The 23312-nt window shown below is 68.0% G+C and carries 20 protein-coding genes; 6 read left to right on the forward strand and 14 right to left on the reverse strand.

Going from position 1 to position 23312, the window contains the following annotated elements; all coding sequences use genetic code 11:
• Nucleotides 1-25: 25 nt before the first annotated feature.
• Complete coding sequence (locus DVH23_RS08885; protein ID WP_114577253.1) at nt 26-1480, forward strand: glycoside hydrolase family 4; 1455 nt, start codon at nt 26-28, stop codon at nt 1478-1480.
• A 131-nt stretch (nt 1481-1611) separates the two neighbouring features.
• A complete protein-coding gene (locus DVH23_RS08890) occupies nt 1612-2361 on the forward strand; it encodes a ThuA domain-containing protein (RefSeq protein WP_114577093.1) in 750 nt (249 codons plus the stop codon).
• Nucleotides 2362-2541: 180 nt separating this feature from the next.
• Here DVH23_RS08890 and DVH23_RS08895 read toward each other — a convergent pair whose 3' ends face one another.
• The 4 genes from DVH23_RS08895 to DVH23_RS08910 all read right to left on the reverse strand — a co-directional run bounded on the left by DVH23_RS08895 (nt 2542) and on the right by DVH23_RS08910 (nt 7106).
• Nucleotides 2542-3777 carry a mandelate racemase/muconate lactonizing enzyme family protein gene (locus DVH23_RS08895; protein WP_114577094.1) on the reverse strand — a complete coding sequence of 412 codons (1236 nt, stop codon included), beginning with the start codon at nt 3775-3777 and terminating at the stop codon, nt 2542-2544.
• 53 nt (nt 3778-3830) lie between these two features.
• Entirely contained in the window at nt 3831-4916 is a 1086-nt protein-coding gene (locus DVH23_RS08900) for a Gfo/Idh/MocA family protein (RefSeq protein WP_114577095.1), read from the reverse strand.
• A 70-nt stretch (nt 4917-4986) separates the two neighbouring features.
• A complete protein-coding gene (locus DVH23_RS08905) occupies nt 4987-6138 on the reverse strand; it encodes a Gfo/Idh/MocA family protein (protein WP_114577096.1) in 1152 nt (383 codons plus the stop codon).
• Between the two features lie 2 nt (nt 6139-6140).
• On the reverse strand, nt 6141-7106 hold the full coding sequence (locus tag DVH23_RS08910) for a sugar phosphate isomerase/epimerase (RefSeq protein WP_114577097.1): 966 nt from the start codon (nt 7104-7106) through the stop codon (nt 6141-6143).
• A 109-nt stretch (nt 7107-7215) separates the two neighbouring features.
• On the opposite strand from DVH23_RS08910, the gene DVH23_RS08915 reads away from it, so the two are divergent.
• The 3 genes from DVH23_RS08915 (at nt 7216) to DVH23_RS08925 (ending at nt 9806) form a co-directional block, all read left to right on the forward strand.
• A complete protein-coding gene (locus DVH23_RS08915; RefSeq protein ID WP_114577098.1) occupies nt 7216-8082 on the forward strand; it encodes a fumarylacetoacetate hydrolase family protein in 867 nt (288 codons plus the stop codon).
• 429 nt (nt 8083-8511) lie between these two features.
• Nucleotides 8512-9273 carry an IclR family transcriptional regulator gene (locus tag DVH23_RS08920; protein WP_114577099.1) on the forward strand — a complete coding sequence of 254 codons (762 nt, stop codon included), beginning with the start codon at nt 8512-8514 and terminating at the stop codon, nt 9271-9273.
• Nucleotides 9274-9458: 185 nt separating this feature from the next.
• Nucleotides 9459-9806 carry a hypothetical protein gene (locus DVH23_RS08925; RefSeq protein WP_114577100.1) on the forward strand — a complete coding sequence of 116 codons (348 nt, stop codon included), beginning with the start codon at nt 9459-9461 and terminating at the stop codon, nt 9804-9806.
• A 1106-nt stretch (nt 9807-10912) separates the two neighbouring features.
• Here the strand turns inward: DVH23_RS08925 and DVH23_RS08930 are convergent.
• From DVH23_RS08930 to DVH23_RS08975, 10 genes are all read right to left on the reverse strand, one after another.
• Nucleotides 10913-12343: a DHH family phosphoesterase gene (locus DVH23_RS08930; RefSeq protein WP_114577101.1), complete on the reverse strand. Its 1431-nt coding sequence runs from the start codon at nt 12341-12343 to the stop codon at nt 10913-10915.
• A gap of 107 nt (nt 12344-12450) precedes the next feature.
• Nucleotides 12451-13218, reverse strand: coding sequence for a hypothetical protein (locus tag DVH23_RS08935; RefSeq protein WP_114577102.1), 768 nt, complete (start codon nt 13216-13218; stop codon nt 12451-12453).
• Nucleotides 13219-13341: 123 nt separating this feature from the next.
• Complete coding sequence (locus DVH23_RS08940; protein ID WP_114577103.1) at nt 13342-14085, reverse strand: uroporphyrinogen-III synthase; 744 nt, start codon at nt 14083-14085, stop codon at nt 13342-13344.
• The gene (gene cobA / locus DVH23_RS08945; protein WP_114577104.1) at nt 14082-14852 is read right to left on the reverse strand and encodes a uroporphyrinogen-III C-methyltransferase; all 771 of its coding nucleotides are present in this window, start codon (nt 14850-14852) and stop codon (nt 14082-14084) included. Before cobA ends, DVH23_RS08940 begins: the two co-directional genes overlap by 4 nt.
• Nucleotides 14849-15961, reverse strand: coding sequence for a hydroxymethylbilane synthase (gene hemC, locus DVH23_RS08950; protein ID WP_114577105.1), 1113 nt, complete (start codon nt 15959-15961; stop codon nt 14849-14851). Before hemC ends, cobA begins: the two co-directional genes overlap by 4 nt.
• A gap of 49 nt (nt 15962-16010) precedes the next feature.
• Nucleotides 16011-16682 carry a hypothetical protein gene (locus tag DVH23_RS08955; protein ID WP_114577106.1) on the reverse strand — a complete coding sequence of 224 codons (672 nt, stop codon included), beginning with the start codon at nt 16680-16682 and terminating at the stop codon, nt 16011-16013.
• A 58-nt stretch (nt 16683-16740) separates the two neighbouring features.
• A complete protein-coding gene (locus DVH23_RS08960; RefSeq protein ID WP_114577107.1) occupies nt 16741-18087 on the reverse strand; it encodes a glutamate-1-semialdehyde 2,1-aminomutase in 1347 nt (448 codons plus the stop codon).
• Between the two features lie 43 nt (nt 18088-18130).
• Nucleotides 18131-19855, reverse strand: a complete 1725-nt coding sequence (locus tag DVH23_RS08965; protein ID WP_114577254.1) for an ammonium transporter — start codon at nt 19853-19855, stop codon at nt 18131-18133.
• Nucleotides 19856-20245: 390 nt separating this feature from the next.
• The gene (gene hemB / locus DVH23_RS08970) at nt 20246-21247 is read right to left on the reverse strand and encodes a porphobilinogen synthase (RefSeq protein WP_114577108.1); all 1002 of its coding nucleotides are present in this window, start codon (nt 21245-21247) and stop codon (nt 20246-20248) included.
• A 49-nt stretch (nt 21248-21296) separates the two neighbouring features.
• Nucleotides 21297-21938, reverse strand: a complete 642-nt coding sequence (locus DVH23_RS08975) for a helix-turn-helix domain-containing protein (protein WP_114577109.1) — start codon at nt 21936-21938, stop codon at nt 21297-21299.
• An 84-nt stretch (nt 21939-22022) separates the two neighbouring features.
• Between DVH23_RS08975 and DVH23_RS08980 the strand changes: the two genes are divergently transcribed.
• Complete coding sequence (locus DVH23_RS08980) at nt 22023-23312, forward strand: cytochrome P450 (RefSeq protein ID WP_114577110.1); 1290 nt, start codon at nt 22023-22025, stop codon at nt 23310-23312.

The raw sequence follows: 23312 nt of genomic DNA on the forward strand, positions 1-23312 counted from the left end.
CTACCCCCACCCGATGCCCGAACTCATGACACGGACTGGGACGCGCGGTGAGCCCGCGGTCGATCCGGACGACGTAACCATCGCCTACATCGGGGGCGGCAGCCGCCAGTGGGCGCCGAACCTGATCCAGGACCTGGCGCAGTCGCCTCTCGACGGCGAGGTCCGCCTCTACGACGCCGTCCCCGAGAGCGCCGAGCGCAACGCCCGCTTTGGCAACTGGGTCGACGACCGGCCCGAGGCGACGGCCGACTGGTCCTACGAGGCGACCGACTCGCTGCCCGATGCCCTCGCGGGTGCCGACATCGTCATCACCTCGACGCAGTACGACCCCGCCGAGACGTTCGTCCACGACCTCGACATCCCCCAGGAGTACGGCATCCACGGCGCCGTGGCGGCGACGATCGGTCCGGGCGGGATCCTCCGGGCGATGCGGACGATCCCCCAGTATCGAGAGTTCGCCGCGGCGATCCGCGAGCACTGTCCCGACGCCTGGGTCTTCAACTACACCAACCCGGTCCACTTCGTCACCCGGGCGATGTACGACGAGTTCCCCGAGATCAACGCCATCGGGCTCTGTCACGAGGTCCTCGGAACCCGCCACCGGCTCGCGCGCTACGCCCGCGAGGAACTCGATATGGATGCCGACCGGGAGGACGTCTCGGTCAACGTCAAGGGGATCAACCACTTCACCTGGGTCGACGAGGCCCGCTGTAAGGGCGTCGACCTCTGGCCCGTCCTGGAGGACCTCCTCGAGAGCGACCACGCCCACCAGCGGTTCGCGCCCGAGGACCTGGAGGGCGAGAGCGTGTTTACGGACAACTGGCAAGTGAGCTGGGAGCTGTTCCGGCGCTTCGGCGTCCTGCCCGCCGCCGGCGACCGCCACCTCATCGAGTACGCGACCTGGTTCATGGCCGACGGCGTCGAGGGACTCAATCGGTGGGGCGTCAGACGCACCGGCAGCGACTACCGCGCGAAACACTGGACGCCCGCCGAGTCCGACCAGACGACCGACGTCGAGGCCTGGCTCGCCGGCGAGAAGGAGTTCGAACTCACCGACTCCGACGAGACGTTCGTCGACATCGTCCTCGCGCTCGCCGGCGAGAAGACGTACGTCACCAACGTCAACCTCCCCAACGTCGGCCAGGTCGACGGCATCGAGGAGGGCGCGGTCGTCGAGACCAACGCGACGATCCGGGCCGGCGAGGTCAAGCCGGTCGCCGCGGGCGGCTTCCCCCGGCCCGTCCGGAGCCTGATCAGCGGCCACGTCAACACCATCGAGACGGTCATCGAGGCCTCCCGCGAGGGCGACGTCGACCACGCCTTCGAGGGCTTCCTCATCGACCAGCAGATCCGGACCCTCCAGACCGACGAGGCCCGGGAGCTGTTCGCCGACCTCGTCGCCGCCGAATCGGAGTACTTGGAGGACTGGGACCTCGACGGGTCTTCGGTCCTCGCCGAGGCCGAGAGGGACGTCCAGTAAGGTTCGAGAGCGGTCCCGGCTCGGGATCGACCGGAACCGCCGACGCGATCTCGGCGTCCGGGACCCACAGCTCCGGGTAGAATTTTGCCGGTTCGCCAAGCCGCTTGCGGGCGGAGAGCGAGGGTGGTGACATGACAGACACCCGCGTCACGGTCTGGAACGAGTTCGTCCACGAACGGGAAAGCGAGGTCGTCGCCGACGTCTACCCCGACGGCATCCACGCGGTGATCGCAGACGCCCTGGAGGAGCGGGGATTCGAAACGGAGACGGCGACCTTACAGGAACCCGAACACGGCCTCACGGAGGAGGTCCTCGCGGAGACGGACGTCCTCACCTGGTGGGGCCACGCCGCCCACGACGAGGTCGACGACGAGATCGTCGAGCGCGTCAAGGAGGAGGTCCTCGACGGCATGGGGCTGATCGTCCTCCACTCGGGACACTTCTCGAAGATCTTCAAGTCGTTAATGGGGACGACCTGTGCCCTAAAGTGGCGCGAGGCTGCCGAGCGCGAACGCCTCTGGGTCGTCGAGCCGAGCCACCCGATCGTTGCGGGAATCGACGACTACATCGAACTCGAGGAGGCCGAGATGTACGGCGAACGGTTCGACGTTCCCCAGCCCGAAACCCTCGTGTTCAACTCCTGGTTCGAGGGCGGCGAGGTGTTCCGCTCTGGCTGTTGTTACCGCCGGGGCAACGGGAAGATATTCTACTTCCGACCGGGCCACGAGACCTACCCGGTCTATCACAACGAGGAGATCCAGCAGGTGCTCGGAAACGCAGTTGAGTGGGCCGCGGCCGGCGACGACCAGCCCGAGCCGGTCCAGGGCAACCACGAGCCTCTAGAGGAGATCGACACCAGCGACGACCGGACGGTTCACTGAAAACGGACTCCCGCTTCGAGCCGGGATCGCCTCGAGTTCGTCCCCCCGAACGAGGACAGAGTACGGAGCTCTCGGATAGGAAAACATGAGCGCAAACGGATACGATCCGGAACGCGATCGCCAGCTTCGAGGGGCCGAACGGAGCGGCGATCGAAGAGGGGGGTCGACCGGGCAGCGAGTCTACGCTTCGTCGAAGAGGGTCTCGCCCTCGACCATGTGCTCGGAGACGGCGTCGAGATCGAGCGTCAGCCCGAGACCGGGCTCTTCGGGGACGGCCATCCGGCCGCCCTCGATGAGGTTCTCTTCCTCGACCAAGTCCTCCCACCAGCCGAGCTCGTAGGAGTGGTACTCGACGGCAAGCGAGTTCGGGATCGCGGAGGCGACCTGTGCGGAGGCCATCGTCCCGATCGGCGAGGAGACGTTGTGCATCGCGACGGGGATGTAGTAGAGGTCGGCGAGGTTCGCGACCTTCACCGTCTCGCGCATCCCGCCGACCCGCGGGAGGTCGGGCGCGATGATGTCGACGGCCTGGTTCTCGAGCAGGCGGCGCTGGCCGTGGGTCCGGTAGACGTTCTCGCCGGTCGCGATCGGCGTCGTCGTCCCCTGGGTGATCTCGGCCTGGACGTCGTGGTTCTCGGGGGGAACGGGGTCCTCGAGCCACCAGACGTCGTACTCCTCGAGCTCGTCCGCCAGCCGCCGTGCGCTCCCGCCCGAGAACGCCCAGTGGCAGTCGAAGGCGACGTCGGCGCGGTCGCCGACGGCCTCCGTCGTCGCCTCGACGATCTCGACCTTGTGGTCGATCTCCGGGTTCCGGAGGTGGCGGTTCGCGCGGTCCTTCTCGTGGCCCGAGGGGACGTCGAGGTCGAACTTGATGGCGTCGTAGCCCAGATCGCTGACGACGCGGTCGGCCTCCTCGGCACAGGACTCGGGGTCGGCCTCGTTTTCGGTGTGCAGGTCACAGTAGATCCGGACCTCGTCGCGGTACTTGCCGCCGACGAGCTGGTAGGCGGGCACGTCCAGGATCTTGCCCGCGACGTCGTGGAGCGCGATCTCGATGCCCGAGATCGCCGAGATCGTCTTGCCCGAGATGGAGCCCTCGCCGGACATCTTCTGGATCATGTGCTCGTAGAGCCGGTCGATGTCCAGGGGGTTCTCGCCGATCAGGAACGGCGCCATCCGTTCGATGATACCGGTGTCGCCGCCGCCCCAGTAGGACTCGCCGGTGCCGACCAGGCCCGCGTCGGTGTAGACCCGGACGAGGATCCAGGGGTAGTTACCGTCGACCATCGTCGTCTGGACGTCGGTGATCTCGACGTTTCGGGTCCCTCGGTCGGCGTCGAGCTGCATCGTCTCCGAGGAGAGATCCCGCATCGTGTATTCGGCGTTCGGGTCGTGGAGCGTCCGATAGTTCACCATACGAACGGCAAATGCGTGGCGGGTTATATCACGTTTGGCATCTCGTCGAGCCCTTAGGATCGGGGAAACTCCCGGGGAAGCGCGGGCGGCAGTTCGAGATCGGCCTCGATCGGGACGTGTTCGCCCTCGCTCGAGGAGTCCCGGATCCCGGCGAGGGCCTCGAGGACGTGCAGTGCCAGGGTCCCGCTGGTGCGATGGGTCCAGCCCTCGTCGCGGATCGCGTACGCGAGGTCGGCGACGCCGGCGCCCCGGCCGGCGACGTACTCGTGAGTGTGCTCGACCGCCTCGACCTCGCCCCCGCGGTGGATCGCGACCTCCCCGTCGAAATGGTTGGGGTCCGGCAGCGCGAGGGTCCCCTCGGTGCCGTACAGTTCGAAGGCAGGTTCGGGAAGGGTCGATCCCTGGACGTCGAAACTCGTCAGAAGAGTGGCGATCGCGCCCGAGTCGAAGTCGACGACGCCGGACTCGTGGGTCGGGACGGAGACGTCGATCGACTCGCCCTCGCGGGGGCCGCTCCCGATCGTCCGTTCGTCGTCGGCCGCCCCGACCGAGCCCGCGACCCGCGTCGCCGGGCCCAGCAGCGAGACGAGCGCGGTGACGTAGTAGGGACCCATGTCGAAGAGGGGGCCGCCGCCCTCCCCGTAGTAGAGGTCCGGGTCGGGGTGCCAGGCCTCGTGGCCCGGCGACGTCCAGATCGCCGTCGCGCCGATCGGTCGGCCGATCCGGCCCTCCTCGACGACCGTCCGGCAGGTCTGCAGGGCGGCCCCCAGAACGGTGTCGGGCGCCGACCCGACCAGCAGGTCCCGTTCGGCGGCGAGATCGACGACCTCCCGGGCGTCCTCGACGGTCGTCGCGAACGGCTTCTCGGTGTAGACGTGCGTGTCGGCCTCCAGTGCGGACGTACAGACCTGCGCATGGACCGACGGCGGCGTCAGGTTGACGATCGCCTCGATCGCGGGGTCGGAGAGGAGGTCATCGACGGGACGGGCGTCGATACCGTACTCGGCGGCGGTGGCCTCGGCGCGCTCGCGATCGAGGTCGCCACAGGCGACGATCTCGTAGCAGTCGAAGGCGTCGTTCGAGAGGTAGGCGTCGCTGATCGAGCCACAGCCGACGAGTCCGACGGAAACCGGATCCATTGGATCGCCGTTGCCGGGGGTGGGCCTTAGCCGTTCCGTCCGCGGCGAGCGTCGCGAGAGGAAGTGTGGTTCAGACGTCGACCCACTCGCCCTCGCTATCGGACCGCTCGATCGCGTCGAGCAGTTCCTGGACGCGGTAGCCGTCCTCGAAGGAGGGCGTGTGTTCCTCGCCCTCGGCGACCGCCGAGAGGAACTCGTAGTTCTCGTGGACGAACGTGTGCTCCCAGCCGATGACGTGCCCCGGGGGCCACCAGTGGTCGATGTAGGGGTCGTCGGGGTCGGTGACCAGCACGGTTTCGTACCCTCGGCTCCCCTCGCGGAGCACCTCGAGTTCGTTCAGACGCTCGAGGGAGAACTTCAGGCTCCCCTTCGAGCCCTCGATCTCGATCGAGTGGTCGTTCTTGCGGCCGTTGGCAAACCGAGAGGCCTCGAACGTCGCGATGGCACCCTCCTCGAAGGAAGCCTGGGCGGTGTAGGCGTCGTCGACGGTGACCTCGCGGGTCTCCGTGCTCGAGCCGCCGCCGGACTCGAGGGAGCCCTCGTCGCCGCCGGGGACGGGCCGCTCGTCGACGAAGGTCTTGAGATGGCCCGAGAGCCGGTCGATCTCGCCCGCGCGGTCGCCGACCAGGAAGCGCGCGAGGTCGATCGTGTGGGCACCGAGGTCGCCCAGGGCACCGGAGCCGGCGACCTCCTCGTCGTTGCGCCACGACCACGGCGCTTCGGGATCGACCAGCCAGTCCTGGAGGTAGGTCCCCCGGACGTGGTGGATCTCGCCGAGTTCGCCCGAATCGATCAACTCCTTTGCGTACCGGATCGCGGGGATGAATCGGTAGTTGAACGCGATGCCCGCGGTCGCGTCGGAGTCGCGGGCCGCATCGCGCATCCGTTCGGCATCCTCCAACGTGTGCGCGAGGGGTTTCTCGCAGAAGACGGAGGTGCCGGCCTCGAGGGCGGCGATCGAGGGATCGGCGTGGACGTTATTCGGCCCGAGATTGTAGAAGACGTCCACGTCGCCGACGACGTCCTCCCAGTCGGTGCTGTACTCGGAGAATCCCAACTGATCCGTCGCCTCGGCGACGGCCTCCTCGTCTCGCCCGATCAGGACCGAGCGTTCGACCGCGGGAGCCTCGGGGAAAAACATGGGCAGGCGCGCGAGCGCATTCGCATGGGCCCGGCCCATGAACCGGTACCCCAGGACGCCGACGGAGAGTGACTCGCTCATTTTCAGGCCCAGTAGGCGTCGCCGGGGGTGGTCTCGAAGACGGCGCGGTCGAGGACGTCGATGGCCTTCTCTAACCCTTCGTTGGCGGAGGTCAACGAGTCCTCGTGTTCGATCGAGAGCGCCCCGTCGAAGCCGACCATCCGCAGGGTCGAGACGACGTCCTTCCAGAACTCCTCGCCGTGGCCGTAGCCGATCGAGCGGAACAGCCACGAGCGGTCTGCCTCCTCGGTGTAGGGGAGGGTGTCGAGTACGCCCTTCTCGCGGGCGTTCGCGTCGTAGACCTTCGTGTCCTTGGCGTGGAAGTGATGGATCGCGCCCTCCTCGCCGAGCAGCCGGATCGACTCGGTGATATCGATCCCCTGCCAGAACAGGTGGGAGGGGTCGTAGTTCGCGCCGATCCGGTCGTTGGTCTCCGCCCGGAGGTCGAGCAGGCCGCGGGGCTCGTAGACGAACATGTTCGGGTGCATCTCGAGGCCGATGTCGACGCCGTGGTCGTCGGCGAACTCGCCGATCTCCGACCAGTAGTCGATGGCGACCTCGCGCTGGTACTCGTAGGCCTCGCGGTGTTCGGGGGGCCACGGCGCCGTGATCCAGTTGGGTACCGAATCGTCGGGACCGCCCGCGGGCAGTCCCGAGAAGCCGTTGACGACGTCTACGTCGAGCTGAGCGGCCAGTTCGATCGCCTCGCGGAGTTCCTGGTCGGCCTCCGCGGCTTGCTCCTCCTCGGGATGGAGCGGGTTGTTGTGCGTCGAAAGTCCCGAGATCGAGAGGTCGTGTTCGTCGAGGAGCTCCCGGAGTTCCTCTTGGGCGTCCTCATCGTCCAGATACTCCTCGCGGGGGAGGTGGTCCTCGCCGACGAACCCGCCACAGCCGAGTTCGACCGCGCCGACCCCCTGCTCTGCGAGGTACTCGAACGCGTCCGCTTTCGATTCGCCGCCGAGCGCGACCGTGAGTACGCCGACTTCCATGCGCATATCTGCCACGATGTCGGGCAAAACTCTTGCGATGTCGGCGAACGGCGGCGGGGGCCGACCTGCAGCGGAACATATATTGTGCGGGTGGGCGAACCGGGCCAGTATGCGATACTATCAGCTCGCGGGCAGTGACGGCCGTCGGCTGGCCGTCGACGACGGGGACGGAATCGCCGACCTGACCGCCATGAAACCGACTCTGGAGACGTTCGGCGATCTGGTCGGCGCCGCGACGATCACCGACGTGGGGGCCGACGAGGTCGCCGACCGCCTCGCCGCGGACGCGCCCCGTCTCGAAAGGGCGACCCTCGAAGAGGCGACCGTGCCGGTCGACGCCGGCGAGGTGTGGGCCGCGGGGGTCACCTACGAGATCAGCGAGGCCGCCCGCGAGGAGGAGAGCACGATGCCGGAGATGTACCTCGACGTCTACGACAACGAGCGCCCCGAGATCTTCTTCAAGGCGACGCCCTCCCGGACCGTCGGCCCCTCGGAAGCGGTGGGCATCCGCGCGGACTCGGAGTGGGACGTCCCCGAACCCGAACTCGGGATCGTCCTCGCGGGCGAGGAGATCGTCGGCTACACGATCGGCAACGACATGAGCAGCCGCTCGATCGAGGGCGAGAACCCGCTGTATCTCCCGCAGGCGAAGGTGTACGACCGCTGCTGTTCGCTCGGGCCCTGCGTCCGCTCGGCGGAGTCGATCGCGGACCCCCACGACCTCGAGATGTGGATGGAGATCCGCCGGGGCGAGGAGACCCTCTACGAGGACGCGACGAACACCGGCGAGATGGCCCGCACGGTCGAGGAACTCGCCGACTACTACACCAAACACAACACCGTGCCCGAGCAGTCGGTGTTGCTCACCGGGACCTCGCTGGTGCCCGAAAACGAGTTCACCCTCCGCGAGGGCGACATCGTCGAGATCGGGATCGAGTCGATCGGCACCCTCTCGAACCCGGTCACACAGGTTTAGACGTCGGTCCTCGCGAGCGAGGCGACGTCCGAGACGTTCCGTTCGTGACACGGAACTCCGTTCTCCTCTAGAAAACGAGCCCCCAGAGAAGACGTCTCGTCGTCGGGGCGTTTTCCGTCGGACGGTGATCGTTTCGGAGAGCGGAATCCGTGAGGCGAAACGGTTGCACCCTCCTGGAACGGCTGATCGGCAGTCGATGGCGGGAAAATGACCTGAGACGCCCGTCTCTCGGAACTGTCCAGGATTTCTTCTCGGAACGGCCGTTCTGTACTCGTTCTCTGTCCGATTCGTCGAAACCGCTGCCGAGCGATACATGCCACCCCCACAATGCTGAAAGCGAAGTGAGCATAATACGTCTCGGAGTCGGTTCCAGGAAACATAGTTCTCGGGACCGGAACGACTTATATGATGAGACCACATTGGGAGGGTATGGCCGAACCGAAACACCCGGTCCGGACCGTCGATCGGACCCTGGAGATCGTCGAGATCGTCCAGGAACTCGACGGAGCGGGCGTTTCCGAGATCGCCGAGCGCGTCGACATCGGAAAGAGCGCGGTCCACAACCACCTCAATACCCTCGCGAACCGCGAGTACCTGACCAAGGAGGGCGACGAGTACCACATCGGGCTCTCCTTTCTCAGCCTCGGGGTCTACGCCAGGAACCGAAACGGGATCTACGACGCCGCGCGCCACGAGGTCGACAAGTTGGCCGAGGAGACCGGCGAACTCGTCAACCTCCTGGTCGAGAAAAACGGGATGGGGATCTACCTCTACCAGGCCAAAGGCGAGAACGCCGTCGAACTCGACACCTACGAAGGGAAACGCGTCCTGCTTCACTGCACCGGCCTCGGGAAGGCGATCCTCGGCTTTCGCCCACGCGAAGAGGTCGAGGCCATCGTCGACGAGTACGGCCTGCCCGCGATGACCGAGAACACGATCACCGACCGCGAGGAGTTCCTCGAGGAACTCGACGAGGTCCGCGATCGAAAGTACGCCACCGACCGCGAGGAACGCCTGACCGGCCTCTGTTGTGTCGCGGCACCGATCACCGACGACCAGGACCGTTCGATCGGCGCGATCAGCGTCGCCTGCCCGCTCCACCGGATCGGCGACGACCGCTTCTACAACGAACTTCCCGACGCCGTCCTCGGGACCGCGAACGTCATCGAGTTGGCCCACAACTACTCCTGAACCGGCGTGGGAAACCTGCTCGAGTGTGGTCGTACCCGGTCTCCCCGGTCGGACCGTCCAGTTCGGGGCCATCGCAGGCGGGACGTGTTCGGCGTCCGGCGGTCGGGGACCGCAAGACAGCCATACGCCTGTAAGTTCTCGCCCGCGCCGACGCCGTTAAGATCCTCCCGGAACACCGTCTCGACATGAAACGATACGAGACGGACGTCAGAAACGGGGTACTCTACCTCGAGACCGACGACGACTGGATCGAGATCGGTCCGATGGACGACATCTGCGAGCTGGTCGGCGGCGAGACGTACACAATCGAGTACGACGAGCGCCAGCGGCAGGTCAGCTGGCTCGACACCGACGACGGGGAGCTCACGTTCGACGTCCGGGAGACCCTCGCCGACGTCGACTACGATCGGGAGTTCGTCGAGAACGTCGCGCCCGTCGACGGGGAGAAGACCGACGACGAGGGGTATCCGATGCGGGCCTCGGTGTTCGCCGACCTGATGACCGACATCTGGGACTCGAAAGGGAACCTGTAGGCGCGGGGAGCGACGCGTTCTTTGCCGGGTCGGGGACGGACGGCCGTCGTATTCGATTCGGTATATCGTTATGGAGTTCATAGCGTCGATATGAGCGGCATCGATACCCGGGATCGGTCCGGTTGACATCCTCCCCGCGCTGAAGCGCGAGGATTCCCCCGTAGGGCGTCGGGCGGTCCGACGCGACCCGGAAGGCACTTCCTCCCTGACGGGAGTACCGGGTTCGTGAGCACCACGTTGGGGCGGTGGGTGCGTGACGACGCCAGTCCATTGGGAACTCCCCCGCTTGTGGCTCCACACACGCCCGGTCGCCCGACCGCAACAGGGGTGACCGTCCGAACGAGTGCGTTCGGGTCCGCCGAAAAGGCGGACCCGACACGGGTCGTGCCATCGACCGGACTCCACCGAACCGCTTCGGCGGAGTGGACAACCGCGAACGGGGCGGGCTTTGGTATGCCGTCGCCCCCTCGTTTGCGCGGGCGTTACCGCCCGTCTCCAGTGACGGGGAGGGGTACTGTGAGGACGACGAACGGGTCCGAACCACGTACTCCCCGGCGGGTTTGCCACCGGCGGGCGTGGAATCGTCCGTATCGGCGGGAAGCGGCCCCGGTGCTCCCGATTGATACTTTACGCGATTGGCTTGGGATACGGTACGACGCCGGCTATACTGTAGTTTTCGGTCGCGTAGCGGGGTGTACGGCGCGTATCCCCGCCGTGAACGGCGAGGCGTTGCGCCTGTTTTCACGTAACGTCGTTCTACCTCGCGAAATGAACGGCTACCGCCGGAGTCGCCCACCAGCGCGAGGCCCGGGGCGAACGGTTGCCGACCGATCCGCCGCCCAACCCGAGCGGATTCGAACGATGGCGCTCCGGTGAGCAAGTCCAGTACGACGGGTTCTCTCGAGGGAGATTCGATCGACGCCCCACCGAGCCGTCGGTCGGACACACGAACTCCGACCCGGAGTCGGTTCGAGGCAACCACCCGCTCTCCAGCAGTCGAAAGTCGGGTGATAAATTAGATGTCGCTATACAAAATTCTTTCGTCAGGTATCAGACGGAGGTTCCAGGCGCCGCTTCCGGAGTGAACACGCACGATTCGCAAACGGTCAGGACAGTTGTTCGCCGACGACCGCATCGAGACGGTCGAGAAACGCCGACTCGCGGCCCGCGGGGATCGTCGCGCCGGCCGCGACGTCGTGACCACCCCCGTCGCCGCCGACGGCCCGGGCGGCCTCGCCGATCGCAGTCGAGAGGTCGAGCCCCCGGGAGACGAGTCGGCCGGTCCCGCGGGTCGAGACCTTGATCTCGTCTTCCGCTCCGTCCTTTTCCGCGAAGGCGACGATCGGCAGCGAGCGGCTGACCCCCTCCGATCCCATCGCCATCCCGGCGACGATGCCGACGATCGTCTCCCGGATCCGATCTTCGGCGTGGAACCACTGGACGTACTCCTCGCGGGTGACCCCCTCCTCGGTGACCCACTCGATCCCCTCGGCGAGGTTTCGGCGGTGTTCGCGGAGGAGCGTTCGGGCGCGATCCAGGGCGCCCCCCCGGTCGCCCAGACAGACCCCCAGACCGACGTCAGCCCTGTCGTAGCGGGCGGTGGCGTTCAGCAGCGTCGAGAACTCGCTTGCGTCCCGGAGTTCGCTGCCGACGGGTTCGCCCGCGAGCACGTAGCTCGTCGCGACCAGCCCATCGATCTTTTCGGCGGGGACGCCCTTCGAGACCGCCCGCCGGACGAGCGCGCTCGCGACCGACTGCTTCTCGGCGTCGTCGAGTTCCGACCAGCACCGCCAGGAGCCCTCGTCGGTCCGGAGGGAGACGTCGAGGCCCTCCAGAAAGCGAAGCGATCCCCCGGCGTCGTTCGAGATGCCGGGGATCCGGACGTCGGTCGCGTACTCCAGGAGTTTGGGGAGCGGCCGGGTCTGTTTGCCGTAGAGCGCGAGGTCGGTTCCCGTCTCGACCGCGCCGGCTTCGACCCCTTCCTCGACGATTTCGGCGTTTGCACCCTCGAGTTCACCCCCGGTGGCCTGCATGTCGCCGACGGCGCCGACGACGGCGAGGCCCGCCAGATCGCGGTTGTCCCCGTCGGTGTCGGCGACCGACTCCAGGGCCCGCGCGAGGACGTACGTCGTTCCTGCCCCCGAGAGTTCGGACGCGCCGTCGATCCCGACGAGCAGTGGATTGAGGTGGTAGTCGGCCTCGAAATCGGTTTCTGCGGGCCGGTGGTGGTCGGCGATCACCGGCGTAAACGAGCCGGCGTGCTCTCCGATCGTCTCGAGCTGGCCGCTACCGAAGTCCGTAAAGAGGACCGTCTCCTCCTCGCGGGCCGCGATTCGAGCGATCGCCTCGCCGTCGAGTTGTTTCTCGAAGACCGTCTCGAAGGGGATTTTCGCGCGTTCGAGGGCCGTCGCGGCGATCCCCGCGCTCGTGAGCCCGTCGGCGTCGATGTGGGAGGCGAGCAGGATCCGCTCTGCGTCGGTGAGCCGGCGGGCGCAGGCGAGCGCACGCTCCTCGAGTTCGGGGACCGGGACGGCCATCGGGCGGGAGTGGGCCGTCTTCGGGGATAAAGTTGCGGATCCGGGAGCCGACGACGATCGGAGGGGTCGGTCTCGTCTCCGGTCGGCAGTACGAACCGGTCGAACGGTTACGGGGTCGCCTCGCGGATCTTCGCCGTCGCCGTCCCAATTCGGGCCGTCCCCGCGACCGCGCGTTTGGTCGAGGTGGCCGCGGTATCCCAGCCGAGCTGGTAGACGTACTCGAGGGCACCCGTCGTCCACCGGCTGGGATGGGCGAGGACGGCGATCCGGTCGAACTCGCCGGCCTCGAGTTCGGCGATCAGTTCCGGGGTCGTCTCGGGCCCGCCGGTCCCGCCCCAGCGCCGATCGGTGTCCGACCGGTACGCGTAGGTCCCGTGGAGGTCCATCGACTTGCAGGCGTCGCCCGCGAGGTCGTACTCCGAAACGGAGGGGCCCCGATCCCAGAGATCGATGTTGGTGTACCGCGAGAGGTTGCCGTGGCCGGCGACGGTTCGGACCGTGGCGTGCTCGCGGAAGGAAGCGAGGTTCTCGGCGAACAGCGCGTGGGCGCGGTCGTGGTCGCCGCCGGCGCGCACGAAGTCCTCGTAGTGGTAGCCGACCTCGTGGCCCATCGACTCGACGCGGGCGAGCCGGTCGGGTGCTGCGGTTTTGGTGCGAAAGTAGTAGGTCGCGGTGATCCCCCGGTCGGCCTCCGCTCGGGCCAGCAGGAGGGCGTTTCGGGGTCGGCGGTCGACGTCGTGGCGGAGGACGACGTGGGGGCCGTCGGGTTCGGATCCCGTCAGCACGTCTTCGATCGTCGCGAACGCGTAGCCGGCCTCCAAAGCGGTATCGAGGAGGGATTCGTACAGCGCGAGGGTGTAGTCGGGACGGATCATCGCAAGCGGACCGTCACCGCCGGGACAGTTATAATACGACCGAACGCTTCATCCCGTGAAAAACGACCGTCCCCCGCAGGCGAGACTCGCCGGTCGCTGAGGCTCTCCGGTCAGTGACCGTCGTCACTCGTAGCGGGTCGGCGCCGCCCGCTCGACGACCGCACAGAGGAGTTGCTCGGCGTCGGCGTCCTCGGGGACCACCTCGACGCCGATCCCGTAGCTCTCGGCGGTCTCCCTGGTGGGTTCGCCGATCGCTCCGACGACCGCCCCGGAAAGCCCCTCGATCGCCTCCTCTCGGACGCCGCGGTCGGCGGCCGCCTCGAGGAAGTGGTCGACGGTCAGCGAGGAGGTGAAGGCAGCGGCGTCTACGTCGCCGGCGGCCGCCCGCTCGGCCGAGATCCCGCTCCCCTCGGGTCGGACGAGCCGGTAGAGGACGGTCTCGTGGACGTAGGCACCCGCAGCCTCCAGGCCGTCGGTCAACACGGGGCTCCCGTGGTCGCTCCGGGCGACCTCGACGCGGGTTCCCGGAACCCGCCCGCCGAGGGCTTCGACCAGCCCCGTCGAGGAGTACTCTCCGGGGACGAGCCCGACCTCGTATCCTTCATCGCCCAACGCGTCGCCGGTCGAGGGACCGATCGCGACCACAGTCGAGGGTCCGGGATCCCAGCCGGCGTCGGCGACGAGTTCGGCGCCGGTCTTGCTCGTGAGGATCGCGTAGTCGGCGTCCTCTCGGGGGGCAGCCCCCGTGGGCTCGACCGCGAGCATCGGATCGGCTATCGCGCGAGCGCCCAGCGAGTCGATCAACTCGACCGCGCTCTCGAGACGGCCGTCGTCGGGCCGGAAGACCGCGACCGAGAGGTCCCTCATGGAGCCCCACCGCCCTCCGACTCGTTCGCGAGGAACTCGAGCACCCGCTCGCGGGTGGTCGCGACCTCGCCGATCACGGTCACCGCGGGCGGCTCGATCCCCGCCTCGTCGCGGACCGAGACGATGGTCTCGAGGGTGCCGACGGCGACCCGCTGGCCCGCTCTGGTCCCGCGCTCGATCAGTGCCACCGGCGTTTCGGGGGCGAGACCGGCCTCCTGTAGTGCCGCGGTATAATCGGGAAGCCGCCCGACGCCCATCAGGACGACGATCGTTCCGCCCGTCGCCGCCAGCGCCTCCCAGTCGACCGCCGACTCGGCCTTCGTGGGGTCCTCGTGGCCGGTGACGACCGACACCGAGGAGGCGGCCTCGCGGTGGGTGACGGGGATCCCCGCCACCGCGGGCGCGGCGACCGCCGAGGTGATTCCGGGAACCACCTCGAAGGGAATCTCGTGGGCCGCGAGATGTTCGGCCTCCTCGCCGCCCCGACCGAAAACGAACGGGTCGCCACCCTTCAGCCGGACGACCTCCTTGCCCCCCCGGGCGAGTTCGACCATCCGATCGTTGATCACGGATTGGGGGGTGCGCTCGCCGCCCGCACGCTTCCCGACGTCCTCGCGGCGTTCCTCGGGGATCGATTCAAGGATTTCGGGCCCCGGAAGCTTGTCGTGGAGGACGACGTCGGCCTCCTCGAGCAGCCGTGTGGCCTTCACGGTCAGCAGTTCGGGGTCGCCGGGGCCGCTTCCCACGAGGTAGACGGTCCCCGTCATTTCCCCTCCGGCTGTTCTCCGGTGTCGCGGCCGGCGGCCTCGATCAGTGCGGCAGCCCCACGGTCGGCGAGATCGCGGGCGAACTGCCGGCTCGCTTCCGGATGACTCTCGACGGGGAGGTCCCGGCCGGCCACGACCGACTCCTCGCCGTCGGAATCGAAGACGGCGACCGTCGTGTCGACGTACTCGCCCTGGACGAGCGCGTAGACGCCGATCGGGGCGATACAGCCGCCGCCGAGTTCCGCCAACAGGGTGCGCTCGACGGTCGTCTCGACCCGGCTCCGGGGATGGTCGATCGCGTCCTGGATCGCCTCCGCGAGCTCGCCGTCGCGGGCGGTCACCGCGAGCGCGCCTTGGCCCGGCGCGGGCGGAAACGAGGTCGGCGCCAGTCGAGAGAGCGCGACCCGGTCGTCGAGCCCGCTTCGCTCGATTCCTGCGGCCGCGAGAACGATCGCGTCGTACTCGATCTCGACCTCGCGCTCCAAGGCGCGGCGTTCGATCTCGTCTAACTCGTCGAACCACTCCTCCGGACGGCGGTCGTACTCCGGCTCGAACGATTCGTCTCCCGTGTTCCCTTTCCGCTCTTTCTCGGCTTCGACCCGCCTCTCGTGTTCGGCCTGGAGCGTCGGCGCGAGCAGTTTCTCGATCCGCGTATCGACGTTTCCCCGCAGCGGTTCGACCGCGAGGTCGGGGCGCCGGGAGAGCAGTTGGGCTCGCCGCCGCAGGCTCGAGGTGCCGACCGTCGCGCCCTCCGGAAGCTCCTCGATGGAGGTGCCCGACGGCGTGACGAGGACGTCGCCCGGCGACCCCCGTTCGGGGACCGCCGCGGTCACGAGTTCGTCGGGCTGATCGGTCGGCATGTCCTTCATCGAGTGGACGGCCCCGTCGACGTCGCCCTCCAGAACGCGCTCGTCGAGCTCGCGGACGAAGGCGCCGGTCTTTCCGAGCCGGTGGATTAACTCGTCTCTGATCTGGTCGCCGGTGGTCTCGACGGTGACGAGTTCGACCTCGTAGCGGTGGTTCTCCAGGGCCTCGGCGACCATGGCGGCCTGTCGCCGGGCTAAGTCCGACCCGCGCGTGGCGAGTCGGAGGCTCTCGGGTGTGCTCATACCGGACCTGGGCGCCTGGGGTATGAAAACCGCACGCTCCGCCCATCGCTCACCGAAAGCCGACCGTCCGCCGCCGGCGGTGGAGGTAGTACGCCGCGAGGAGGGGCTGGAGGACGGGGACGAAAAGCGAGAGGGAGGCCAGCCCGAGGTAGAGCCCCGGGTTGGGCTCCCAGCCGGCGTGCTGGAAGCTGACGTAGGCGGCGTCGCGGTGGATCGCGACCGGGAACGCGCCGACGGCGATCGCGCCCGCGATTCCGACGGCCCACCCGAACAGGTCCGGGATCGCCAGGACGAGCGCGACCGCCGCGAGGCCGGCGCCGACGAGCGTCGTCGCGAGCGAGAGCGCGATGAGGGGCCACCACTCTCGGCGGTCGGGCGGCGTCCCGAAGCCGACGTGGCGGCGCGCGAGGTAGGCGGGAGCGACGGCGGGCGCCGCAAGCAGCGTCGCGGCGCCGTAGAGGAGCGGGCGGGGCTCCCAACCGCCGACGTGGCGGACCTCCCGGGCGTCCATGAAGACGGCCGCTGCGAGCGAAAGCGAGAGCACGGTGTAGCCGAACGTTGCGACCAGGACCAGCCCCCGGGAGAGAAGCGGAACCCCCAACTCGGCGTCCCGGAGAACGCCGACGGCGCCGACCCCGAGCGTCGGCGGGAGGAGATAACAGAGCCGCTCGATCAGCCGGCCCCGAGAGTCCGGCCGGATCGACTCGGGGAGTCCTCGCATATCCCGACGTTCGGGCGAGGACGAACTACTTCTTTTCGTCCGCGCTCGAAGCGCCCACTCAGAGCGCCTCCTTGTACGCCTCCAGGGTCTCCTCGACGTCCGCTTCGGTGTGGCCGTAGCTGACGAACTGGCTCTCGAACTGGTTCTGAGAGAGGAAGATCCCCCGATCTTCCATCTCCCCCCAGAAGATCCGCCGCCAGCGGTCGGTTTCGGCGGCTTTCACGTCGCCCGCGTTCTTCGGACAGAAGTCGTAGCGCGGACAGGTCGGCTCCTGGCGACAGCCCGCCGAACACTGCTCTTCGAGGGCGTCCCTCCCGGGGCCCTCCCGCGTGAAGATCAGCTTGAACATGGAGGCGGTTCCCGCCACGGTGTATTCGGGCGCCTGGTCGGCAGCGATATCGGTGAGACCCGCCCGGAGGCGCTCGCCCAGGCCGTCGACGTGGTCGTAGACGTCGTTCTCGGCGGCGAACCGCAGAGTTTCGAGGCCGGCGGCCATCGTGACGGGATGGCCCGAGAACGTGCCGGCCTGGAAGACGTCGCCGGCGGGCGCGAAGCCCTCGATGATCTCCGCGCGCCCGCCGATCGCCCCGACCGGAAACCCGCCGCCGACGATCTTGCCGAACGTCGTGAGGTCGGGGGTGACGCCGAATTCGCTTTGCGCACAGCCCAGTCCCCCCACCCGGAAGCCGGTGATGACCTCGTCGAAGACGAGGAGGGAGCCGTACTCCTCGGTGATCTCCCGGAGGAACTCGTGGTAGCCCTCCTCGGGGTGGACGATGCCGTAGTTCGCGAGGATCGGCTCGACGAGAACGCAGGCGATCTCGTCGCCGTGGGCCTCGAAGACCTCCCGGATCGCCGCCTCGTCGTTGAACGGGACCGGAAGGGTGTGTTCGGCAAAGGACTGGGGGATTCCTGCAGAGGAGGGCCGTGGATGGTCGGCGTCGCCCTCCACGAGCGTCGACTCCTGGGCGCCGTGGTACCCTCCCTGCATGACGACGATCTTGTTCCGGCCCGTGTGTCCGCGTGCGAGGCGGACCGCCGACACCGTCGCTTCGGTCCCGCTGTTGACGAACCGGATCTTCTCGACGCTTGGGACATGACGGGCGACGAACTCCGCTAACTCGACTTCGACCTCGGTCGGGGTGCCATACATCGGGCCCTCGCTCGCCCGGCGCTGGATCGCCGCCCCCACTTCGTCGGGAAGGTCGTGGCCGAGCAGGAGGGGACCGAGTCCCATCACCCAGTCGACGTAGCGGTTGCCGTCGGCGTCTACCACGTGGCCGGCCTCGCCCTTCTCGACGAAAAACGGGTAGGGCTCGATCGCCGCGCGGACGGCGGAGTTGACCCCGCCCGGCATCACCGACAGCGCCCGATCGTACAGCGCGCGTGAGCGATCGTGGTTCATGCGAGGGGGTTGGCCGCGACCCCTCAAAGTAGTACCGAGAAGATCAGACCGCGTCGGTGCCGGTGTTTCCGGTCCGGACCTGGTAGGCGTCCTCGACGGGAAGGACGAAGATCTTCCCGTCGCCGGGCTCGCCGGTGTTTGCGGCCTCGCCGATGGCCTCGACGACGTCCGTCGCCGGAATGTCGCCGACGATGCACTCGACTTTGACCTTCTGGTGGAGGTCGACCGTGTACTCCTCGCCGCGCCACTGTCCCTTCTTTGCGGGCTGGGAACCGCGTCCCGAGACGTTGGTGACGGTCAGCGAGGGCGCGCCGGTCTCGGCGAGGGCTTTCTTGACCGCGCCCAGCCGATCGGGACGGATGATCGCGGTGATCATCTTGAGTTCGCCGTCGTTGGGCAGGCCGCCGTCGGTGCGAAGCTCCGACGAGGACCGCGATTCGTCGCTCGGCTCACCGCCGTCGGTCCGGATCTCCGGGCCGCCGTCGGTGGCGACGTTGGGCTCGCCGAACTCGGGGTAGGTGTCGACGCCGTGTTCGGAGACGTCGAGGCCGTCCTGTTCGTGCTCGGGCGTGACCCGGGCCTGGCCGACCGCCTTGAACGCCCCCCAGATGAGGGCGGTCGTGACGATCGTCCAGACGGAGATGATGACTACGCCAGCGAGCTGAGCGAGGAACATCTCTCCTCTCGTCACTCCGGCCGCGTCGAGGTACTCCGGTGCGACGACGACCGGGAGCATCAGCGTCCCGAGGACCCCGGCCGAGCCGTGGACGGGGAAGACCGCACAGACGTCGTCGATCTTGAGGGTGTTCTCGACGAACCCGAAGACGATCGGGAGCTGTGCGCCGGCGAGGCCGCCGACCAGGAACGCGCCCCACCACGTCGAGGCGTGGGGGATCGCCGTGATCCCGACGAGGCCGGCGAGCAGACCGTTTGCGACGTACAGCGTGTCGACCTTGCCAGTCTTTACGAGTGCGACGGCCCCGGCGGCCATCGCACCACAGGCCATCGAGATCGTCGTCGTCAGCGCGACGCGGCCGAGCTGGTCGCCCACGAACGCGCCGTCGCTGAAGATCGCGGACGTGCCGACGTTGAAGCCGTACCAGCCGAAGGCCAGGACGAGCGTCCCGAGGACGGCGAACGTCATCGAGTGACCGGGGATGACGTTCGCCGAGCCGTCGTCGTTGTACCGACCGATGCGCGGGCCGAGGATCCACGCCGCGGTCAGGCCGGCGATGCCGCCCATCGCGTGGACGACCGTCCCGCCGGCGAAGTCGTCGAAGGGCGCACCGATGGCGGAGCCGACCGCCCCGTCGATGCCGAGCAGTCCGGCATCGTACCAGGCCATCCCCGAGACGACCGGGTAGATGACCGCGGCCAGCAGGAAGGTGTACGCGACGTACGCCCGGAGCTTCGCCCGGCCGGCGACGGCCCCCGAGACGATGGTCGCCGCGGTCATCGCGAAGACCGCGCCGTAGAGCCAGTCGATCCAGCCGGTGCCGGAACTCCCGAAGGCGGGGGAGAATCCGGCCCCCCCGACGAAGCTATCCACGCCGGCTCCGATCAGGAAAAAGACCGTCACGCCGACCGACCAGGTCAGCAGGTTCTTCGTCAGCTGGTTCGCCACGTTCTTCGAGCGTACCTGACCGGCCTCGAGCATCGCGAAGCCCGCGTGCATGAAGAAGATCAGGAACGTGACGACCAGGATCCACGTGTAGTTGATCGCCTCCATCATCATCTCCGCGTCGGTCTGCAGCGGCGTCAGTTCCAACATCTCTCTACCCTCCCACTGCGGCTATCTTTCAGTATACGAACGTCCATGTCCGATGGGTTTTCGCTCATGATCGTGCTCCAATTCACGGTTGTGAGCCAGCATTCTATTCTATATAAGAATTGGTGTTGACGAATGGCCAAATATATCGCTATACTCTCGTATTCGTTCCTAATATAAGGTTACCTAATACTCTCGAAGGACGGTGATCGTACACGGAAGATCCGCCCATCGGTTATATATTGGACGATCATCGACCCCGGGAGGCGAAAGGGGCGGTAAATTCCGCGCTCGATCGGGAGAAACGGGACGTTCGTGACTCGCGCGCGGCAAGTACTGCCGGGCGCGCGTGTCAGTCCTGGGAGTGGTTGACGTTCGTCCGACGGGGCCTCAGAGCGATCGGGCGACGTCCTCGGCGAAGTAGGTGAGGATCAGGTCCGCGCCCGCGCGTTTGATCGAGAGCAGCGACTCGCGGGCGACCGCCTCGAGCTCGAGCCATCCCCGATCGGCAGCCGCATGGAGCATCGCGTACTCCCCGGAGACGTTGTAGGCGGCGATCGGGTGGTCGAACTCCCGGCGGAGGTCGCTCACGATATCGAGGTAGGGGAGTGCGGGTTTGACCATCAGGACGTCGGCGCCCTGCTTGACGTCCAGGGCGACTTCCCGGCGGGCCTCGCGGGCGTTCGCCGGGTCCATCTGGTAGTGTCTCCGGTCGCCGAAGGCGGGCGCGCCGTCGGCGGCGTCGCGGAACGGTCCATAGAAGGCGCTCTCGTACTTCGCGGCGTAGCTCATGATCGGCACCTCCGGGTAGCCCGCTCCGTCAAGCCCCTCTCGAATCGCGCCGACCATCCCGTCGATCATCCCGCTGGGGGCGATCATGTCAGCGCCCGCCCGGGCCTGGGAGGCCGCGATCCGCTGTAAGGCCTCGAGAGTCGCATCGTTGTCCACCGTCATCGTCGAGTCGGCCATGCCCGGATCGGCCGCCTCCGCCAGTTCCTCCTCTAAGGGACCGCAGTGGCCGTGGTCTGTGTACTCACAGAGACAGGCGTCCGTAATCACGTAGGCGTCGGTCTCTCCCATGATCCGTCGGGTGGCCTCCTGGACGACGCCGTCGGCGGCCCACGCGCGAGAACCCTCGGGGTCCTTCGACTCGGGGATGCCGAAGAGCATGACGGCCTCGACGCCGGTCGCGAGGACCTCCTCGACGCGAGGGACGGCCTCCGCTATGGGGACCCGCTCGTGGCCCGGCATCGACTCGATCGGGACCCGTTCGTCGGTCGTTGCGTCGACGAAGACCGGCGCGATGAGATCCGCGGGCTCGAGGGAGGTCTCGCTGACCAGTCCCCGGATTCGATCCCGCCGGAGCCGGCGGGGGCGGTGGGTGAGGTCCATGTCTCCGGGTTCGTCGGAGCGGGGAAAAGCGCCTCGCCTCGATAGCGGGCTACTCGACGAGATCCGCGATCAGCCGGCGCTCGCCCTTCCGGAGGTGTTCGCCGACCGTGCTCGGAGCGAGCCCGAGTTCGGCGGCGATCGCCTCCTGGCTCGCACGCCGCGGGCGCTCGTAGTAGCCCAGTTCGTAGGCCGCCGTCAGGACCTCGCGCTGGCGGTCGGTCAGCGACGACCCTCGGTGGAGTCGGCCGCCCCGGTAGGTGCCGACCTCAAGGACGGTCGCCGACAGCCTCTCCGGAAGTCCCTCAAAGGCGTCCGAGAGCTCGGAGGGGGGCCCGACGACCGTCAACTCGACGCCCTCGGCCCGGAACGTCGCCGGCAGGAGGACGACCAGGCTCCCCCGGGTGAGCCGCTCGCGCAGCTGGCCGACCGCGGGCGGGGCCCGGAACCGGACGTAGGCGTACACCGATCCCGCCTCGGCGCCCGCGACTGCCCACTCGATGACGTCGGGATCGTCGGTCAGCACCGACCGGACCGCCGCCTCTCCGCCGGCGATCGACAGCGAGTACGTCGGCGTGTCGGTGTCCTCGACGCCGCCGGCGAGCAAGTGGACGGTCTCGACGCCCTCTTTCGCTGCCAGCGACGTCACCGGCGTCGATTCGGCCCCCGTGACGCGGATCCGGGCGTACTTCATCGGGATCGGGTCCGGGCGGCCAATATATAAATACCCGGTCCCAACCGGCAGTACACCCACCGACAGCGCGTCCGAACAGGGAGTATGAGCGAGACGATCCCCACGGTCGGCGGGCTTCCTGTCGTCGGCAGCGCCCTCGAGGTCGGCAGCGATCCCTTCGACTTCCTAGAGGGTGCGGCCGCCGAATACGGTCCAGTGTTCCGGGTATCGATCCCCGGGTTGTCGTTCGTCTGTTATGCTGACGCCAAGTTGGTCGAGCGTGCGCTCGTGACCGAATGCGACCGATACCGCAAGGACGACCGCGAACGCGACCTGCTGGGGGAGTTCCTCGGCGAGGGTGCCCTCACCGCTCGTGGCGAGCGCTGGGAGCGGGGCCGTCGGCAGGTTCAGCCCGCGTTCACCCCCGGTCGGATCGCGGCCTACGCCGAGGAGATGGTCGGCCAGACCGAGCGGGTCGTTGGGGAATGGGCCGACTGCGAGGTGATCGACGTCCACGAGGAGGCGACCCGGCTGACGCTCTCGATCGTCGCCTCGACGATGTTTGGCCTCGACTCTCTCGAGGAGGCCGGGACGATCGCCGAGCGCGTCGACGCAATCACCGACCGGTTCGCGCCCTCCAGACTCCCCGTCGAAATCCCGCTGTGGGCCCCAACGCCCGCGAACCGCCGTTACCGGCGGGCCGCCGGCGATCTGGAGGGGATCGTAGACCGGCTGATCGCCCGGCGAGAACCCGGCGACGAGGATCTCTGTGCGACGCTGCTTTCGGCGATGGGGGCGGGCGAGATCACAGAAAGCGAGGTCCGCGACCAGCTGCTGACCGTCCTGCTGGCGGGCCACGAGACGACCGCCGTCGCGCTGACCTACACGCTGGCCTCGCTTGCGACCCACCCCGCCGAGTACGACCGGATCGCGAGGGAGGTCCGGTCGGCGGGGGAGCTCTCGGCGAGGACCGACCTCCCCCGGACCGACGCGGCCGTCCGCGAGGCGCTGCGGCTCTACCCGCCGTCGTACCTGCTCTTCCGCCAGACCGAGCGGTCGGACACCGTCGCCGGCTACCGGATCCCCGCGGACACCCGGGTCGTCTGCCCCCAGTGGGCGATCCACCGCGACCCCCGCTACTACGACGCGCCGACCGCGTTCCGGCCGGGGCGCTGGTCGAAGGATCGAGAGCGCCCCGACTTCGCCTACTTCCCCTTCGGCGGCGGGAAGCGGGCCTGTATCGGTCGCCGGTTCGCGCTCCTCGAGCTCCGGCTCGCGGTCGCGTCGATCCTCCGGTCGGTGGACCTCGAGGCGACCTCCGACACCGAGCCCTCGCCGACGCCGGCGCTGACCTGCCGGCCCGACGGACCCGTCCCGTTGCGTGTTCGGCGATAG

The sequence above is a fragment of the Saliphagus sp. LR7 genome (assembly GCF_003344565.1).
GTDB lineage: Archaea > Halobacteriota > Halobacteria > Halobacteriales > Natrialbaceae > Saliphagus > Saliphagus infecundisoli.

Excerpts from the sequence above, each read along its gene's own strand:
- hemC (WP_114577105.1), bottom strand. The coding sequence starts at position 15,961 with ATGAGCACACCCGAGAGCCTCCGACTCGCCACGCGCGGGTCGGACTTA.
- DVH23_RS08895 (WP_114577094.1), bottom strand. The coding sequence starts at position 3,777 with ATGGTGAACTATCGGACGCTCCACGACCCGAACGCCGAATACACGATG.
- DVH23_RS08960 (WP_114577107.1), bottom strand. The coding sequence starts at position 18,087 with ATGAACCACGATCGCTCACGCGCGCTGTACGATCGGGCGCTGTCGGTG.
- hemB (WP_114577108.1), bottom strand. The coding sequence starts at position 21,247 with ATGGACCTCACCCACCGCCCCCGCCGGCTCCGGCGGGATCGAATCCGG.
- DVH23_RS08930 (WP_114577101.1), bottom strand. The coding sequence starts at position 12,343 with ATGGCCGTCCCGGTCCCCGAACTCGAGGAGCGTGCGCTCGCCTGCGCC.
- DVH23_RS08920 (WP_114577099.1), top strand. The coding sequence starts at position 8,512 with ATGGCCGAACCGAAACACCCGGTCCGGACCGTCGATCGGACCCTGGAG.
- DVH23_RS08910 (WP_114577097.1), bottom strand. The coding sequence starts at position 7,106 with ATGGAAGTCGGCGTACTCACGGTCGCGCTCGGCGGCGAATCGAAAGCG.
- DVH23_RS08940 (WP_114577103.1), bottom strand. The coding sequence starts at position 14,085 with ATGAGGGACCTCTCGGTCGCGGTCTTCCGGCCCGACGACGGCCGTCTC.
- DVH23_RS08905 (WP_114577096.1), bottom strand. The coding sequence starts at position 6,138 with ATGAGCGAGTCACTCTCCGTCGGCGTCCTGGGGTACCGGTTCATGGGC.
- DVH23_RS08890 (WP_114577093.1), top strand. The coding sequence starts at position 1,612 with ATGACAGACACCCGCGTCACGGTCTGGAACGAGTTCGTCCACGAACGG.
- cobA (WP_114577104.1), bottom strand. The coding sequence starts at position 14,852 with ATGACGGGGACCGTCTACCTCGTGGGAAGCGGCCCCGGCGACCCCGAA.
- DVH23_RS08900 (WP_114577095.1), bottom strand. The coding sequence starts at position 4,916 with ATGGATCCGGTTTCCGTCGGACTCGTCGGCTGTGGCTCGATCAGCGAC.
- DVH23_RS08925 (WP_114577100.1), top strand. The coding sequence starts at position 9,459 with ATGAAACGATACGAGACGGACGTCAGAAACGGGGTACTCTACCTCGAG.
- DVH23_RS08935 (WP_114577102.1), bottom strand. The coding sequence starts at position 13,218 with ATGATCCGTCCCGACTACACCCTCGCGCTGTACGAATCCCTCCTCGAT.
- DVH23_RS08975 (WP_114577109.1), bottom strand. The coding sequence starts at position 21,938 with ATGAAGTACGCCCGGATCCGCGTCACGGGGGCCGAATCGACGCCGGTG.
- DVH23_RS08980 (WP_114577110.1), top strand. The coding sequence starts at position 22,023 with ATGAGCGAGACGATCCCCACGGTCGGCGGGCTTCCTGTCGTCGGCAGC.
- DVH23_RS08885 (WP_114577253.1), top strand. The coding sequence starts at position 26 with ATGACACGGACTGGGACGCGCGGTGAGCCCGCGGTCGATCCGGACGAC.
- DVH23_RS08915 (WP_114577098.1), top strand. The coding sequence starts at position 7,216 with ATGCGATACTATCAGCTCGCGGGCAGTGACGGCCGTCGGCTGGCCGTC.
- DVH23_RS08955 (WP_114577106.1), bottom strand. The coding sequence starts at position 16,682 with ATGCGAGGACTCCCCGAGTCGATCCGGCCGGACTCTCGGGGCCGGCTG.